Genomic DNA, 16,549 nt, shown 5'->3' with positions numbered 1-16,549 from the left:
TGACATATTGATACCTGCTTAGTTACGGTGATCTTATCACCTCTAATCAGGTGGCCAAAATAGTTGTACCACTACACATCGGTATATGCAGTGAAGCGGACATATTTGAAGTCATCTTCACCACTTTGATAAATCCCCTCAGTCCAAAATACATTATCTGCCTCTGTGCCGATCTCATATCCCTCATCGCCATTCAGAAAATGTATCGTAATACCGCAGCCAGCTATTGCTACATAATCATTACCGAAAGATATTAATCCCGAGTCAGGGTCTCCATATACTGAGGCAACAATAATGTCATTATCTGATTCTGATCTATGTATGTTTTTCAAATAGACATTTTCGTATATAGAATAAAGTCTATATTGATCACACTCGTACAGTATTCTGAAGGCTGAGTTCATATCCTTAGCTATCCCCTAATTTTAGCTTAAAACGTTCCCTAAAAAACTTTACTACGGTTTAACTAGACATACATGTCCCGTTATTTTGTCCCTTTTATTTATTATGTGTTTTTTAGATTGAACTCAAAATCCATCTGCCTGAGCTTATCTATTAATAACTTTCCGGGCTCATTGATGGTGATAAAATCATCATCGACACTTGCACCGGCCAGAAGAATACCATCTTTATAGAAATGCCAATTAGCCACACCTTTATTTAGGTGGATATCCCTGTCTAGTAAATTATTACCCATAAACTTTTCTATAACGGGCACTGTATTACGGTTGAAAGTGTATAGCTCAGAAAACTTGTGCCAATTGTCAGAACCTTGATTGAAAAACACCGTTTCTACCCGCTTGACACCCAACAGCCAAGTACACAATGCGCTCTTTAACTTCAATTGGTACGGCAAAGACTCTACACAAGCACTCTCAGCTTCCTCATAAGAGAACTCATTGCAACCCTTTGCAAGCAGCTCTTCAAGTAGCCACTTACTTATTTTGTAATTAATATTATCGTCTTCGATATTAAGATATTTCATGAGTCTAATAGTTACTAGGTTTAGCTGTTGGTTTAGCTGGACAACCTCTTAAATACTGACCAACTTTCCCCGGCAAGCTTCAAATTTAGGAGGGTGTCCTGTCTTTTCTGTCTTTTGCGTACTCTCAATCACAGCCACCAGAATCACCAAAATCAATTGAGAAAAAGTCAGCTCCACCACCAGATGAACTACTTGATGTATTAGTTTGCCTTTTCAAGGATTCTGCTTGCTGCCTATCTAGGTTATCGACATCATTTTGTGAGTACAATAACTCGTTTGGTAAAGCATCCCCGCAAAACTCACACTTCTCGATTCTGCGGTTATAGATTGGTCTTTCACAGCTTGGGCATACAAACTTCATAGATTGAGGCTCCATTAACCTAACAGCTTTTTAGCTCCCATTATGGGGGCAGAAAACGCCCCAAAACGGCGTCGGAAACATACCCATAATATTTACATCATCTTTATCTATATTAAACAATCAATTATCGGCCTTGTAGGGCCTTCGCTGTTATTTTCCGACAAAAAAAACCGGCAAATGCCGGCTTTTTCAAGGGTCAATGTTACTTAGGCTTATGCCTCTTCAACCTGACCGTTGTGATAAACGTCTTGTACATCATCACAATCATTTAGCATGTCTAAGAATTTTTCAAACACCGCAACGTCTTCACCGGTAATCGGCGCTTCGGTTTGTGGTACGAAGGTAATCTCTTCTACGTCCAGCTCAACATCAGGCATCGCTTCAGCTAGGGCTGTTTTGGCTTTGTAAAACTCAGTGTGCGGTGCAAATACCGTGATCACGCCATCTTCGTTTTCAATGTCAGTCACATCAACATCGGCCATCATTAACGCTTCAAGTACCGCTTCGTCGTCTTCACCCTTAAATGCCAAAATAGCTAAGTGATCAAACATATGTGCCGCTGAGCCAGGTGCACCTAATTTAGCACCGTTTTTCAAAAAGGCTTGACGCACTTCCATATGGGTGCGGTTGGTGTTGTCGGTTAAACAATCCACAATCACCATACAGCCACCAGGACCAAAACCTTCATAGCGAGCGTGAGAGTAATCTTCACCGCCAGCACCTGACGCTTTTTCAATCGCACGTTCAATAACGTGAGTAGGCACTTGGTCTTTTTTCGACTTTTCAATAATACGTTTTAGGGAGAGGTTGGTGTCGGGATCGGGGCCGCCATTTTTTGCTATTACGTATATTTCTTTACCGTATTTCGAATAAACCTTGGTTTTCATTCCGGCTGTTTTAGCCATCGAATCTTTACGGTTCTGGTAAGCTCTTCCCATCTCGTTCTCTCTCGATCTGTATTTGAAAAAATAATGCCGCAGATTTTACCCGCAACCCCCCTGCTAACGCTAGCTTTACCATCAAGCAAAACTAGTTAAACCGAGTTATAGGTCAAATTTCGGGTGAATATACCTAAGTGACTCACGCTGAATGTGCTCAGTGACGTGACTGGGTTCGGTAAATGACAAACAGCCAAAAACAAAAAACCTGCCGCAGCAGGTTTTCGGTCGTAGGTGAAAATTAACGATTGCGCGCTTTTTTGCGCTCACTGTTTTGCTTCATTTGGTGTTTTTTCACCGAACGGCGAATACGGGTATTTTGCGTGCGCGCTGGGCGCTTATCTACTTTTACCTTGGTTTCGGTTTCAGGCGCAAGATTAACTGAGCTACGCAGAGCATTCACTTCTTTTAGCGGTAGTTCCATCCAGCCACCTTTTGGCAGCGACTTTGGTAAGTTAAGTTGGCCGTAACGCACGCGGATCAGGCGACTAACTTGCATGCCTTGGCTTTCCCACAAACGTCTTACTTCACGGTTACGCCCTTCGCTCAGGGTAACATTGAACCATTCGTTAATGCCTTCACCGCCAGACTTTTTGATCTTACTAAAAGAAGCCATGCCATCTTCAAGTTGTACGCCTTCTTTCAAGCGCGCCAACATTTCATCTTCAATTTCGCCAAATACGCGCACCGCATATTCACGCTCAATTTCATGACTTGGGTGCATCATGCGGTTGGCTAGCTCACCATCAGTAGTGAACAATAACAAACCAGCGGTGTTAATATCTAAACGCCCTACCGCAATCCAGCGCGAGCCTAAGATACGGGGTAAGCGGTCAAATACCGTGGCGCGGCCATCGCTATCAAAACGCGTACAAAGCTCGCCTTCTGGCTTATGGTACATCAACACACGACACACCACGTCTTCTTCTGCTTTGGTTGCAATAATGCGGCCTTCCACCCTTATCACTTGGTCGGCTTCGGCGCGATCACCCAAGGTGGCAATTTTACCGTCAACACTTACTTTACCGGCTTGGATCAGCTCTTCCATTTTACGACGAGAGCCTACGCCACTACGGGCAAGCACTTTTTGAATCTTTTCACTCATGGTTATTCCTAACACTCATTGGCGCAGTGTAATGAAAACACTGCAAACCCATCATTTTTTATTGGCTATTAAAATTTATGATTAGAAATAAACACATAGCCAACACAAATCGGTTTTGAAGTTGCTTGGATATAAACCTACACAGGGTATGCGCTTAGCAGATGTGTATGCCTACTTCACAGCAGTCAAATCAAAGGGCGCAAATTGTACCAGCTTTGGCGTAAATCACTTAATAAAATCACCACCAAAGCTGATTTTTTCACCACTTTAATTTCTTCGTAATGCTAAATTACTCAAATGCCGATGGATCGCCCGATCCACGGCGAACAATTTCTGGCTCACCTTCTGAAAAATCCACCACTGTGGTTGGTTTTTCAGATAAGAAGCCACCATGAATAATCAGCTCAACATGGCGCTCTAATTTGTCACGGATTTCTTCAGGGTCAAATTCAGTGTGCTCGTTACCAGGTAAAATTAAGCTAGAAGACATCAATGGCTCACCCAGTTTTTCAAGTAATGCCAAGGCTATATTGTTGTCTGGAATACGAATACCGATGGTTTTTTTCTTCGGGTTCATTAAACGCTTCGGCACTTCTTTGGTCGCTTTGAAAATAAAGGTATAAGCACCTGGGGTGTTATTTTTTAAATAACGAAACGCGGCATTATCAACTCTAGCATAAGATGCTAATTCCGATTGGTCTTTGCATAATAAAGTAAAATTATGATCCTTATCGATATGACGAATTTTACAAATTCGCTCCATTGCTGCCTTATCGCCTAATTGACAACCTAGGGCATAGCCAGAATCGGTAGGGTAAACAATTACGCCACCCTGATGAATAATTTCAACCGCTTGGCTAATCAAGCGTGCTTGTGGGTTATCTGGGTGTACATAAAAAAACTGACTCATCTCAATCCTCTACTTTTACACTCACCAACAAATCTAAGGTGAGTGCTTTTTTTATTATTAATGTTCTTGCCTACGCTAAGCTTCGCTCAACGCTAAAATTTCAGGCCAATCTTGCCAAATTGGCTCAGCATCTTTAGGTAAATATAGGTTACGGCCCAGATCGCACCAGCTGCTGATTAAATGAAAGTCAGACCCTTGCGAGGCTTTAAGGCCAACATCGTTGCCCCATTGCGCTAGATTGACTCTGTCTTGTGGCGATTGTTGTGACATCGCTACCTCTAAGGCATCTCCGCCCGCGGCTTTAAAGTCGTTAAGTAAACGCTTTAGCCACTTATTTGACAACTTATAATGGGTAGGATGCGCCAATACAGCCACCCCACCACTTTCTTTAATGATTGCAATGGCCTCTGCTAACGCAGGCCAATTCGATGGCACATAGCCTGGATTTCCCTTAGTTAAATACTTTTTAAACACATTGGGAAACGAATCAACAATACCAGCATTGACCATAAAACGGGCAAAATGGGCACGTGTTATGGCTGCATCACCCGCTAACGCTTTTGCTCCCTCATAGGCACCCAAAATGCGTTTTTTTTCTAAGCGCAGCCCCATTTCAATGGCTCTGGCTTCACGTTTTTCACTTTGACCCTGAATAAAAGCCTGCAACGCGGGATGGTCAATATCCATACACAACCCCACCACGTGAATTTCATGGTTTTCCCAACCCGATGAAATTTCAATGCCATTAATCAGCGTTAACGGCAAATCAAGCTCTGCAATCGCTTGGCGAGCGGGTGCGATACCCGCGGTCGTGTCGTGATCGGTAATGGCTAATACATCGACTCGGCGTTCAACGGCTCGCTGTACGAGTTCAGCAGGTGATAACAACCCGTCTGAGGAAGTGGTATGTGAGTGAAAGTCGATTAACATCAATTATCCATAAATATAACTTGACTTTATAGGTCAAATAAAAGAAGAATTAGGCATCATTCATGTAACGAAATCGCCGAGATGCATAATTTAACACATTCTTCTCTAATTTGGTGGTGGCACAATCCAGAATAAGCGGGTTGTGTGGTTTGTTATATGTAAAATATATTAAAGAAAACCGACAAAAAGCCCGCAACTAAGCGGGCTTTTTTCGTATCAGGACGGTTGAAATGCAAATACAGGTAAAAAAACACAATTGGCGATGGTGAATTAACAATTAAACCCTATAAAAACAAAATGTTAATTATATCGGAGTTAAAATGAATACATCAGGATACACAGGCGAACTTGCCACCTTACGCAGGCACAGCCAATACAGCACGGAATCGCTGCCATTATATCAAGCCTTGAGCCGCCCCGGTGATAACAGCTTGCTACTCGATTCCGCAGAAATAGACAGTAAAGCCGACTTAAAAAGTTTAATGCTACTAGATGCCGCTGTGCGCATTGCTTGCCACGGGTTAAACGTGACGATGGAAGCGTTAACGGATAATGGTTATAACTTGTTGGTATTTTTAACTGAGCAGTTTGAATCAAATGTGGCAGTTGAACTCAATGAACGCCGTTTAACGCTCACCTTCCTTGAGCCAGACAGAGATTCAGACGAAGACACACGATTAAAGTCTCATTCCCCCGTTGATGGCCTGCGCACCATCATTAATACAGTGAAAACCGAGTCCGACTTAAATGAGGCTTTGTTTATCGGTGGCGCGTTTTCTTACGATTTCATCGGCACCTTTGAAAGCTTGCCAGACGTGCCAAATGGCACCAATCAATGCCCAGATTACTTATTTTATGTCGCTGAAACCTTGTTGTTGCAAGACCACCAGCAACAACAATGTGAGTTAATCGGCTCAGTATTTAGCGGGCCAAATAGTCAAACCAACCAAGCTAACATCGAACAACGCCTGCAAGACATCGCTACTCTCTGTGAAAACTTTACCTCAAAACCTATTACTACTACCGAGACAGTGACCAGCAAGGTTAGCGTTGATGTTTCTGATGTTGAGTTTTGCCGTCAAGTTGAAACCCTGAAAAGCTATATCCGCAAAGGTGATATTTTCCAAGTGGTGCCTTCACGTAGCTTCTCACTGGAGTGCCCATGTTCATTAAGCGCTTACGGTAAGTTAAAAGAAACCAACCCTAGCCCTTATATGTTTTATTTAAACGACCAAGATTTTGTGTTGTTTGGCGCGTCACCAGAAAGTGCGATTAAGTACTGCCACCAATCAAATGACGTGGAAATTTACCCTATTGCCGGCACCCGTCGTCGTGGCTTTAATCCCGATGGCTCTATCAATAAAGACCTTGATGGCCGCATTGAATTAGAGCTACGCCTTGATAAAAAAGAAATGTCTGAGCATTTAATGTTAGTGGATTTAGCACGTAACGACGTTGCTCGCATTTCAGAGCCTGGCACCCGCCATGTCGCCGACTTACTCAAAGTTGACCGTTACAGCCATGTAATGCATTTAGTCTCACGTGTGGTAGGTAAACTGCGCAGCGACTTAGACGCGCTACACGCTTACCAGGCTTGTATGAACATGGGTACCTTAACCGGCGCGCCGAAAATTCGTGCTTCTGAGCTGATTCGTGAAACCGAACAGCAACGCCGTGGTAGCTATGGCGGCGCAGTGGGTTACTTAACCGGTCAAGGCGAAATGGACACCTGTATCGTGATCCGCTCTGCTTTTGTGCAAAACCAAGTCGCCCATGTGCAAGCAGGCGCAGGGGTGGTTTATGATTCAAAACCCCAAGCAGAAGCAGACGAAACCCGCAGCAAAGCCGCGGCCGTGTTAAACGCCATTGCCCAAGCGCACGGCACCACATTGGAGGCGGTTAACAATGCCTAATTCAAATCAAAGCATAAACACCATTGTTCTGTTGGATAACTTTGACTCTTTTACCTACAACCTAGTGGATCAATTTCGCAGCTTAGGTCATCCCGTCAAAATTTATCGCAATAGCGTGGATGCAGCAAAAATTAAAGCTGAGATAGACGCTATCCCTAACTCGGTTCTGGTATTATCTCCTGGCCCCGGCTGCCCATCCGAAGCGGGTTGCATGCCAGAGTTGATCCAACTGTGTCGTGGTGAAGTACCCATTTTGGGCATATGTTTAGGCCATCAAGCGCTGATTGAACACTACGGCGGCATTGTTGGACCTGCAGAAGAAATCATGCACGGTAAATCGTCTGACATTAATCACTGTGGCAATCGCATGTTTGCCGGATTAACTCAGCCCTTACCGGTGGCACGTTATCATTCTTTAGTCGGGACTTTTGTGCCCGATAGCCTTAAAATTGTCGCCAGCTTTAACGACATGCCCATGGCTATTTACCAAGAGCAAGATCGGGTGATCGGGTTTCAGTTCCACCCTGAGTCTATTTTGACCAGCGAAGGCGCTAAGCTACTTGAAGCCAGTTTAGATCTCATTTCGCAGCCAGCGAGCTAAGGACAGCACAATGAGCAATATGTTAGAAACACTACTCGATGGAAAAAACATCAGCGCCGAGCAAAGCCATGAGTTTTTCCGTGAAGTCATCAAAGGCGAGGTTGATCCAATTGTTTTATCGTCGGTATTAACCGCATTAAAACTCAAGGGCGAAACGCCAGAGGAAATTACCGGCGCGGCGTCAGCCTTACTGGAAAGCGCGAAAGACTTCCCACGCCCTGACTATGCCTTCACCGATATTGTCGGTACCGGCGGTGATGGTTTTGGCACCATTAATATTTCAACCGCCAGCGCTTTTGTTGGCGCAGCCTGTGGTCTAAAGGTGTGTAAACACGGCAGTCGCAGTGTATCAAGTAAGTCAGGCGCATCTGATTTGCTTAGCGCCTTTGGCATCAACGTTGATATGAGCCCCGAAGTGGCAAGAGCTTGTTTAGATGAGCTAAACGTTTGCTTTATTTTTGCGCCGCAATACCATGCCGGCATGCGCTTTGCGGGCCCGGTTCGCGCCGCCCTAAAAACCCGCACCATTTTCAATGTGCTAGGCCCACTGGTAAATCCTGCTCGGCCGCAAACCGAGTTAAATGGCGTTTACGATCCAAGTTTGTTGCGGCCCATTGCACAAGTGCATAAAACCTTAGGCATGAAGCGCGTGATGGTAGTGCATGGCTCAGGGTTGGATGAGTTTTCACTCCATGGCCCAACGCAAGTTGCTGAATTACAAGACGGTATTATTAAAGAATACACTGTCACGCCAGCTGATTTTGGCCTTGAAGAGTACCCCATCGAGGCGATCTTTGGCGGCACACCAGCAGAAAACAAAGCCATTATTGAAAAAATACTCCAAGGCAAAGGCACACCGGGCCAACAAAGTGCTGTGGCAATTAACGTTGCTGCGCTGTTAGTGCTCAATGGCAAAGCCGATAATTTCAAACATGGCGCAGAGCTTGCCCTTGCCGCCATGAACAGCGGTGAGCCGCTGGCCTTAGTGAACAGACTGGCGGAGATGAGCCAATGCTAATGCAATCAGAGCTTGAAAATACCATTTTAGGTAAAATTATTGATGATAAGAAAGTTTGGGTTGAAGCGCGCAAAGCAAGCCAGCCGTTAGCTGAATTTGAACACCTGCTTACGCCAACAGAGCGCGACTTTTACGCCGCCCTTGAAGCGCCGGGCACCCACTTTATCTTAGAGTGTAAAAAAGCTTCGCCTTCTAAAGGTTTGATCCGTGAAAATTTCGACTTGGATTTAATCGCCAGCGCCTATAAAAATCACGCCAGCGCAATTTCGGTATTAACCGATGAGAAGTACTTCCAAGGCCAATTTGATTACGTCACTCAAGTGCGTAATCAAGTGACACAACCTGTGATCTGTAAAGATTTCGTTATCGACGCTTATCAAATCAAGCTGGCACGCTTGTACCAAGCCGATGCCGTGTTACTCATGCTATCGGTATTATCTGATGAGGAATATATCGCCCTGGCTAAAGTCGCTCATAGCTACAACATGGGCATACTCACGGAAGTCAGTAACGAGCAAGAGATGACGCGCGCATTGGCACTCGATGTTCGTATTTACGGCATCAACAACCGTAACCTGCGCGATCTCAGTACCGATTTAAATCGCACCAAAGTGCTTTCTCCGTTGGTTCCTGAGGGTAAAGTGGTGATCTGTGAGTCAGGTATTTACCATCACGACCAAGTAAAAGATCTACGCCATTTTGCCAAAGGCTTTTTAGTCGGCAGCTCGATTATGTCGCAAGACAACGTTGAGCTGGCTTGTCGCAAGCTTATTTTAGGCAATAACAAAGTGTGTGGCTTAACTTCAGCGACCGATGCCGCCAATGTTTACAGTGCTGGCGCTGTATTAGGCGGCTTGATTTTTGTTGAAAAATCACCGCGCTGCGTCAACCTTGAGCAAGCCAAAGCCATCATGACGGGTGCCCCCCTTGAATACGTGGGCGTGTTTCAAAGTCATGATGTTAACGCAGTGGCAGAGCACGCTAAGGCCTTAGGGTTAAACGCAGTGCAGCTACACGGCGACGAAGACCAAGCTTACATTGCCACCTTGCGTCCGCTATTACCCGCCGGTTGCGCTATCTGGAAAGCCATTGGCATTGATGGTAGCGAGCCACAGTTATGCCCAACTGCTGACATGCAATTGTTCGACACGCGCACCGCCGCGCAATCGGGCGGTACTGGGCAAGCGTTTGACTGGCAAATTTTAGCCAAACAAAACAAAAGCAATCTGATGCTCGCAGGGGGAATTACCCCAGAGAATGCGCAACACGCGGCCCATCAAGATTGCTTAGGACTTGACCTAAATTCAGGTGTTGAGTCAGCGCCAGGGATTAAAGACAAACAGAAATTAGACAGCGCATTTGCCGCTATTAGACAGTATTAAAATAACGAATTAAGGCGAAAAGATGAGTAAATTAGACCCGTATTTTGGTGAATTTGGCGGCATGTTCGTGCCACAAATTCTAATGCCAGCCTTGAACCAACTTGAAGAAGAGTTTATTAAGGCACAAAACGATCCTGAGTTTATTGCTGAGTTTAGAGAGTTACTGACCGAATATGCTGGTCGCCCTACTCCACTAACGCTTTGCCAAAACCTAACCAAAGGTAAAAAAACCAAGCTTTACCTCAAGCGTGAAGACTTATTACACGGCGGCGCCCATAAAACGAACCAAGTACTAGGCCAAGCACTATTAGCAAAACGCATGGGTAAATCTGAGATCATCGCAGAAACCGGCGCTGGCCAACACGGCGTGGCCACTGCATTAGCGTGTGCGCTGTTAGGGTTAAAGTGTAAAGTTTACATGGGCGCAAAAGACTGTGAGCGTCAAAAGCCAAACGTGTTTCGTATGAAGCTAATGGGCGCCGAGGTGATCCCGGTGACGTCTGGCTCATCAACGTTAAAAGATGCCTGTAACGAAGCACTGCGTGATTGGACCGCTAGTTACGACAGAGCCCATTATCTACTGGGCACAGCAGCGGGTCCTCACCCTTTCCCAACCATCGTTCGTGAATTTCAACGCGTGATTGGTGAAGAAGCCCGCGCTCAGCATCTTGAAAAAGAGCAAGTATTACCCAATAAAGTGATTGCTTGTGTCGGCGGTGGCTCCAATGCCATCGGTATTTTTGCTGACTTTATCGACGATCCAAGTGTAGAACTGATTGGCGTTGAGCCAGCAGGCAAAGGCATTGACACTCCACAGCACGGTGCGCCACTGCGCCATGGTCGCAAGGGGATTTTCTTCGGTATGGCATCAATGATGATGCAAGACCAGTTTGGTCAAGTGGAAGAGTCTTACTCGGTATCAGCCGGTTTAGACTTTCCATCCGTTGGCCCGCAACACGCACATCTACACGCCATTGGCCGCGCGCAATATGAATCAGTCACCGATGATGAAGCATTAGCGGCATTTCACGAGCTAGCACGAAAAGAGGGGATCATCCCCGCCCTTGAATCGGCACATGCCCTTGCTTATGCCCTAAAAATAATTGAACAAGACGATAAAGAGCAAAGCATCATAGTGAACTTGTCTGGCCGAGGAGATAAAGACATCTTCACAGTGGCTGAGCTATTTGAAGAAAAAGGATTAATGTAATGAGCCAACGTTATGAAAATTGCTTTGCAGCATTAGCAGAGAAAAACCAAGGTGCATTTGTGCCCTTTATCGCTCTTGGCGACCCAACACGAGAGCTATCATTAAAAATTGTTGATTGCTTAGTCGCTGCTGGTGCAGATGCCTTGGAATTAGGTATTCCTTTTTCGGATCCTGTTGCCGATGGCCCCACTATTCAAGATGCGTCAACCCGCGCATTGGAAAACGGCACTAACCCAGACAACTGTTTTGAAATGCTCGCGGAAATTCGCGCTAAATACCCTGAGTTGCCGATTGGCTTACTGCTTTATGCCAACTTGGTATTCAGTAATGGTATTGATCGCTTTTACCAACGCTGCGCCGAAGCCGGTGTTGATTCGCTGTTAATTGCCGACGTGCCAGTGGAAGAAAGTGCGCCTTATCGGGAAGCGGCAGCAAAATATAATATTCACCCTATCTTTATTGCACCGCCAAATGGCGATGAGCAAACCATGGAGCTAGTGGGTAAATACGGCGGTGGTTACACTTACCTACTGAGCCGCGCGGGCGTGACAGGCGCGGAAACCAAAGCGGGTAAACCAGTAGAAAGTTTATTGGCCAACTTGAATAAATACCAAGCACCACCCGCACTACTTGGCTTTGGTATCTCAGAGCCAGCACAAGTACAAGAGGCGATTGCAGCGGGTGCTGCTGGCGCAATTTCCGGCTCAGCAGTAGTGAAAATCATTGAGCGTAATTTAAATGATGAAGCCGCACTACTAGCTGAAATGGATAGCTTCATCCGCAGCATGAAAGCAGCCACGCAAAAATAATCGCACAAAGTTATATTGCTGAAACAAAAAACCTCGCCAATGCGAGGTTTTTTTATATTACCATTAAGCGATTCGTTACGCGTCTTCAGCTTTGACCACTATCGCTTCATCCTCATGCTCTAACCAAGCCATTAGTAATTTATATCCTAATGCCAGCGCCACTGCGCCCACAAATAGGCCTATTAAGCCTGACATCATCATGCCACCAATGGCACCAAGTAGGATCACTAACATAGGAATATCGACGCCGCGTCCCATTAAGATAGGCTTGATAAACGTATCACAGCCACTGACTGCGATGCCCCAGATCATAAACAAAGTTGCAGTCGTGCTACTTTCAACAGAGAACACATACATGATAATAGGGCCAATAAGTAAAATCGGGGGCAGCTGAATAATCGCTAACACCAATACCCCAATCATCCAAATCCCTGTTGCTGGCACCCCTACAATCGCCATGCCTAATCCAGCAAGTATCGCTTGGATCACCGCAACACCAAGTACACCTTGCACCACACCACGTACAGTAGCCGCTGACAGAGTGGCAAACTCATCGCCATGACGTCCAGCTAAGCGCACTGCGATGCGTTGAAAAGCTGCGCCACACGATTGCGCATTGGTCATAAAGACGCCAGCAATGATGATTGAAATAGTAAACTGTAAAACACTACCGCCAATGCCACCAAGCATGCCGACAAGAAACATAACAGTGTCTTTAATCTGTGCCGAATATTGTTTAGCAACCAGCTCTAAATCATTAACGGCCTTGCTCCAAGTGGAATAAACTGACTCACCGATGAGCGGCCAATCTGCCACGCTTGCTTTTGGTGGTGGGATCTTCAATTGCCCTTCTTGCAATAAATGAATAAAGTCTTGTGAACTAGTAAACAAAGCGCCAGAAAACATCACTGCAGGCACCAATAATACGGCCAGACCTATTAAGGTAACCACTAAACTGGCTTTGCCTTGACTAATTTTTACTTTATTACTGAGAAAAACAGTCACAGGGTAAAGGGTGACCGCAATGATAGCTCCCCAAGTCATCGGCATAATAAACGGGCGTACAATATCTACACACCAAGCCACCATCAGCAGCACCATAATAATTTTGATCGCCGCATCCACCGCCTGCGCAGAAAACTGACTCGACAGTTGTACCTTGTTATCTTTCATCCCGTTGTTTCCTTTGAAAAAATTTTTGTTATGTGATTTAGTCAAAACATTGCTTAAGGCGTTGCCATTTTCTGCCTTCAATGAAAAAGGAAATGACCACTAAATAAATACAAGCGCCGCCAATTTGTGCAATTCGAACATAGAAATTGCTATCAACATCGCCATTAGATGACGCCATGGTTGAACTGACCAGTACCAGCAAGGTGCTAAAAATAGTCGAAAATATCATCGCTTTTTCCGGCACAGCATACATCTTGTGAGCAAACACTAATGAGATCAGAAAAATCAATCCCAAGTAAAAACCAATGACCGGCACATACGACACTAAGTTATAAACAACAATAGCAATTATGCCGCCAATAATATTGGTCAATATCATGAACAAACTTAACTTAACACTCTTTTCACCTGCCGTTTGCAGCGACAAAATCGCGATAAAAATCATCGTCAGCATCGCACCTGAGAGTTCAAACGTATAAAAAAAGCAGATAACCGGAAAGGCAATGACCAGCGCCTTAGCCGATTCAAATAGGCGCTCGTTTTGACTTTGCGACGCCGCTGCATGCTGATCTTTTTCTCCCGCGAGATCAGGCAAATAAATATGCAGCAAGGTGAACAACAACACAGAAACTAAACCGGAAAAGCACAAACCAACGCCCACTATCATGCCAATACCTGGCGAAATAATAGCGGCATACGGAATGATCAAAGACGCCACCAATAAAATGGTAGCAAAGAAATTCCATCTAGGGTCAATAAACAAGTAATAAGAAATAAACATCAACACCGCAATCAACGGCATCAGTAATGAAGGATATTCCAATAAACCCACACTAACAAACCAAGCAATTACAATGGTTAGTAGCATGGATATAACCAATTCGTAAATAGTTTGTATGGTTGGCGCTTGACGATCGACCAAAAACTTAGCTAACAAGATCGGCATAATGTAGGACAGCGTCCAATTCATTAGCGCTGAAATAGCGACTGCTAAAGTGATCCCTATTGTAAAGCGCAACACCCGACGCTGGATTATGGCCTCCGGGGTTGCTGCCAACGTTTGACTATCTGACATAGGACAGCCAACTTAAAAACCGGATCCAAACCTTGCCAATAGGTCGTAACAAGGTGGCATCCTCACTATATACAATCACATCTGCTTGACCACCAACGCGACGCATGCCTTTTGCTTCTTCATCGCTAAAAACTATGGTCATAGGAAATCGTTGCGTGTCTCGTAACCAGCTAGACTGTGACTTAATTTGAGCTAATTTACCGGCTTGTTCACTTTGCCCCCAGTCGATACCGTAATCAATATGTGATACCTTGCCAGAGAAAACACGCCCAGGCGCATAATCCAAAGCAATTTCAACTTCATCACCTGGCTTTAAGTTACCTAAGCTGTTTTCACGAAAGTAGGCTTCAACCCAAACAGAATCCATTGAAATAAAAGTCATCAACGGCTGGCCAACATTGGCTCGGTAACCCACTTCAAGTTTAAAGTTCGATACTCCGCCGTCTGAAGGCGCAACAATGCTAGTGCGTGATAAATCGACTTGCGCTTTTTCTAACGCAAGTAAAGCGGATTGCAACTGGCTATTATCTTCACCTGTCTCACCTAATTGCTCTTTTACTTTTTCCAGCTCAGCCTTAGCACTTGCAACACCAGCTCGCGCACTGGATAGAGCAGCCTTAGCATTATCTTTATCTGCCTGTGACACCACACCTTTATCAGCAAGGGTTGCAATTCGTTTGTATTGCGATTGTGCATTCACTAAGTTAGCTTGTGCTTCCCCCACCCTAGCTTGAGCTGAGGCGATGCCGGCTGTTTGAGCGCCAACACCTTGCTTAGCTTGCTCTACGGCTTCTTCGGCTTGCTTTAAGGCGATTTCAAAATCCGTTGGGTCTAACTTAACCAGCACATCACCTGCACTGACTAGCTGATTGGGTTTGGCTAAAATATCTATCACATCAGCTGATACCTGAGGAGCGATAGGCACCACAAAGGCACGTACACGAGCCAGATCAGTGGAGGGAATAAAACGGTCTGCTACTAAGTGGAAGACAAACATGGCGCACAGTACCAACAATATAATGTTGATTATTTTCTTAATTTTACTCGTTTTCGGCTTTGCTGCTGTGGTTGATTCGGACGGTGTCATCGTCGCTGATTCTGGCGTCTCTTGCTCTGCCGATGCTGGCTGCTTAGCGGTTGGTTGCTGCTCCATATTCCCTACTTATACTTATTTGACTATGTCATTTCTGACCAATTAAATCAGTAAAAGTAGGCAAAGTCATCAAGTGGGAAGCGATAGCAGATAATTGCTCACAAAAAAGTAATAAAGCTGTGACAATCAGCGTTATTCAGCTGTATTTAACTTAAGCCATTTCAACTGAAGCTGAGTGCAGATTATTGTTTTAATTGTTCAATCTTTTGCCAGATGGATTCAGCTTCTTGGCTAAGAAAAGCAAAGGATTTCATATCACCACGACGCTGTGCCAGCATGGCTTGCTCAAGTTTTGCATCGTATTGTTTGCGCAAACGCGCTTCAGGGGTGCCAAATAACCAAGCGAACATAATGAGCCTTATATCACGACTAAAATACTTGATACGCAGCGAGGTGGGAATTAGCTCAGATTCTCGATAAGAAAAACAGAGAGAGTTACTAAGGGTTATGAAATCCACAATGAGCACAATATGAAGCGCGTGTAGAGCGCCCACATTGGCAGCACACGTTAGCGCTAAGCACTAATGTAGTAAAAGTAATTAACCCACCCAAAGCACCGCCCATCGCCCACAATAAAACATGACGATTTTTTTTGTGCGCGGCAATTGCGCACAGCAGCGAAAAGTACACACAGCCTGCCAGCATGTAATAACTCAACATTACGCCCTTGGTGATTAAAATTTGACTTATTAGATATTAAGGTTGCAGTAAAAGCAAGCCAGCCCAATGTGCTCCGTGATGATCATCAAATCAGAGTACCTCACTCATCTTCTATCAGCGTATTTCTTAGCAAAATACCTCGATAGTAATGTCCAAATTTATCTTTAGCATCGACATTTAGGCTATCAGAAATCGTTGACTCATAGTCTGTAACAACGAATGAAGCAGGATCTGCACTACTAATTAATATGTTCTGGTCTAATCCCATCGGACACTTAATTTTGAGACAATAACGTCAATAGATTAAGGAAATGATATGAGCCTGA

Annotated in this window: 17 protein-coding genes; 6 read left to right on the top strand and 11 right to left on the bottom strand. The window is 44.8% G+C overall.

Annotated elements, in window-relative coordinates:
- Nucleotides 1-71: 71 nt before the first annotated feature.
- The 7 genes from Q4519_RS20385 to Q4519_RS20355 form a co-directional block, all read right to left on the bottom strand.
- Nucleotides 72-404, bottom strand: coding sequence for a hypothetical protein (locus tag Q4519_RS20385; RefSeq protein ID WP_303515565.1), 333 nt, complete (start codon nt 402-404; stop codon nt 72-74).
- Between the two features lie 101 nt (nt 405-505).
- Nucleotides 506-985 carry a hypothetical protein gene (locus Q4519_RS20380; protein ID WP_303515563.1) on the bottom strand — a complete coding sequence of 160 codons (480 nt, stop codon included), beginning with the start codon at nt 983-985 and terminating at the stop codon, nt 506-508.
- 124 nt (nt 986-1,109) lie between these two features.
- Nucleotides 1,110-1,346 (bottom strand): hypothetical protein, encoded by a 237-nt coding sequence (locus Q4519_RS20375; protein WP_303515562.1) that lies wholly within the window; start codon nt 1,344-1,346, stop codon nt 1,110-1,112.
- 212 nt (nt 1,347-1,558) lie between these two features.
- Entirely contained in the window at nt 1,559-2,284 is a 726-nt protein-coding gene (locus tag Q4519_RS20370) for a YebC/PmpR family DNA-binding transcriptional regulator (protein WP_232800235.1), read from the bottom strand.
- Between the two features lie 241 nt (nt 2,285-2,525).
- The gene (gene rluB, locus Q4519_RS20365; RefSeq protein WP_232800234.1) at nt 2,526-3,389 is read right to left on the bottom strand and encodes a 23S rRNA pseudouridine(2605) synthase RluB; all 864 of its coding nucleotides are present in this window, start codon (nt 3,387-3,389) and stop codon (nt 2,526-2,528) included.
- Nucleotides 3,390-3,678: 289 nt separating this feature from the next.
- Nucleotides 3,679-4,299: an L-threonylcarbamoyladenylate synthase gene (locus Q4519_RS20360; RefSeq protein ID WP_232800233.1), complete on the bottom strand. Its 621-nt coding sequence runs from the start codon at nt 4,297-4,299 to the stop codon at nt 3,679-3,681.
- A 75-nt stretch (nt 4,300-4,374) separates the two neighbouring features.
- Nucleotides 4,375-5,229 (bottom strand): PHP domain-containing protein, encoded by an 855-nt coding sequence (locus tag Q4519_RS20355; RefSeq protein WP_303515554.1) that lies wholly within the window; start codon nt 5,227-5,229, stop codon nt 4,375-4,377.
- Nucleotides 5,230-5,549: 320 nt separating this feature from the next.
- On the opposite strand from Q4519_RS20355, the gene Q4519_RS20350 reads away from it, so the two are divergent.
- The 6 genes from Q4519_RS20350 to trpA are packed head-to-tail and all read left to right on the top strand — an operon-like array spanning nt 5,550 to nt 12,162.
- Nucleotides 5,550-7,142 carry an anthranilate synthase component 1 gene (locus tag Q4519_RS20350; protein WP_303515552.1) on the top strand — a complete coding sequence of 531 codons (1,593 nt, stop codon included), beginning with the start codon at nt 5,550-5,552 and terminating at the stop codon, nt 7,140-7,142.
- Between the two features lie 13 nt (nt 7,143-7,155).
- On the top strand, nt 7,156-7,743 hold the full coding sequence (locus tag Q4519_RS20345; RefSeq protein ID WP_303515567.1) for an aminodeoxychorismate/anthranilate synthase component II: 588 nt from the start codon (nt 7,156-7,158) through the stop codon (nt 7,741-7,743).
- A 10-nt stretch (nt 7,744-7,753) separates the two neighbouring features.
- Entirely contained in the window at nt 7,754-8,761 is a 1,008-nt protein-coding gene (gene trpD / locus Q4519_RS20340) for an anthranilate phosphoribosyltransferase (RefSeq protein ID WP_303515550.1), read from the top strand.
- Complete coding sequence (gene trpCF / locus Q4519_RS20335; protein WP_303515549.1) at nt 8,755-10,143, top strand: bifunctional indole-3-glycerol-phosphate synthase TrpC/phosphoribosylanthranilate isomerase TrpF; 1,389 nt, start codon at nt 8,755-8,757, stop codon at nt 10,141-10,143. Before trpD ends, trpCF begins: the two co-directional genes overlap by 7 nt.
- A gap of 22 nt (nt 10,144-10,165) precedes the next feature.
- The gene (trpB, locus tag Q4519_RS20330) at nt 10,166-11,353 is read left to right on the top strand and encodes a tryptophan synthase subunit beta (protein ID WP_303515547.1); all 1,188 of its coding nucleotides are present in this window, start codon (nt 10,166-10,168) and stop codon (nt 11,351-11,353) included.
- Nucleotides 11,353-12,162 (top strand): tryptophan synthase subunit alpha, encoded by an 810-nt coding sequence (gene trpA, locus Q4519_RS20325; protein ID WP_303515544.1) that lies wholly within the window; start codon nt 11,353-11,355, stop codon nt 12,160-12,162. The genes trpB and trpA overlap by 1 nt, the downstream gene beginning before the upstream one ends.
- A 75-nt stretch (nt 12,163-12,237) precedes the next feature.
- Here trpA and Q4519_RS20320 read toward each other — a convergent pair whose 3' ends face one another.
- The 4 genes from Q4519_RS20320 to Q4519_RS20305 form a co-directional block, all read right to left on the bottom strand.
- Nucleotides 12,238-13,335, bottom strand: coding sequence for an AI-2E family transporter (locus tag Q4519_RS20320; RefSeq protein ID WP_303515541.1), 1,098 nt, complete (start codon nt 13,333-13,335; stop codon nt 12,238-12,240).
- 37 nt (nt 13,336-13,372) lie between these two features.
- Entirely contained in the window at nt 13,373-14,410 is a 1,038-nt protein-coding gene (locus Q4519_RS20315; protein ID WP_303515539.1) for a DUF2955 domain-containing protein, read from the bottom strand.
- Nucleotides 14,400-15,563, bottom strand: a complete 1,164-nt coding sequence (locus tag Q4519_RS20310) for an HlyD family secretion protein (protein ID WP_303515536.1) — start codon at nt 15,561-15,563, stop codon at nt 14,400-14,402. The genes Q4519_RS20315 and Q4519_RS20310 overlap by 11 nt, the downstream gene beginning before the upstream one ends.
- Nucleotides 15,564-15,745: 182 nt before the next feature.
- Nucleotides 15,746-15,913, bottom strand: a complete 168-nt coding sequence (locus Q4519_RS20305; RefSeq protein ID WP_303515533.1) for a DUF6435 family protein — start codon at nt 15,911-15,913, stop codon at nt 15,746-15,748.
- Between the last annotated feature and the right edge of the window lie 636 nt (nt 15,914-16,549).

This window comes from Motilimonas sp. 1_MG-2023, assembly GCF_030547455.1.
Lineage (GTDB): Bacteria > Pseudomonadota > Gammaproteobacteria > Enterobacterales > CBDFNC01 > Motilimonas.
Note: the sequence above shows the minus strand (reverse complement) of the source record. Positions and strands in the feature narration are given on the sequence as shown.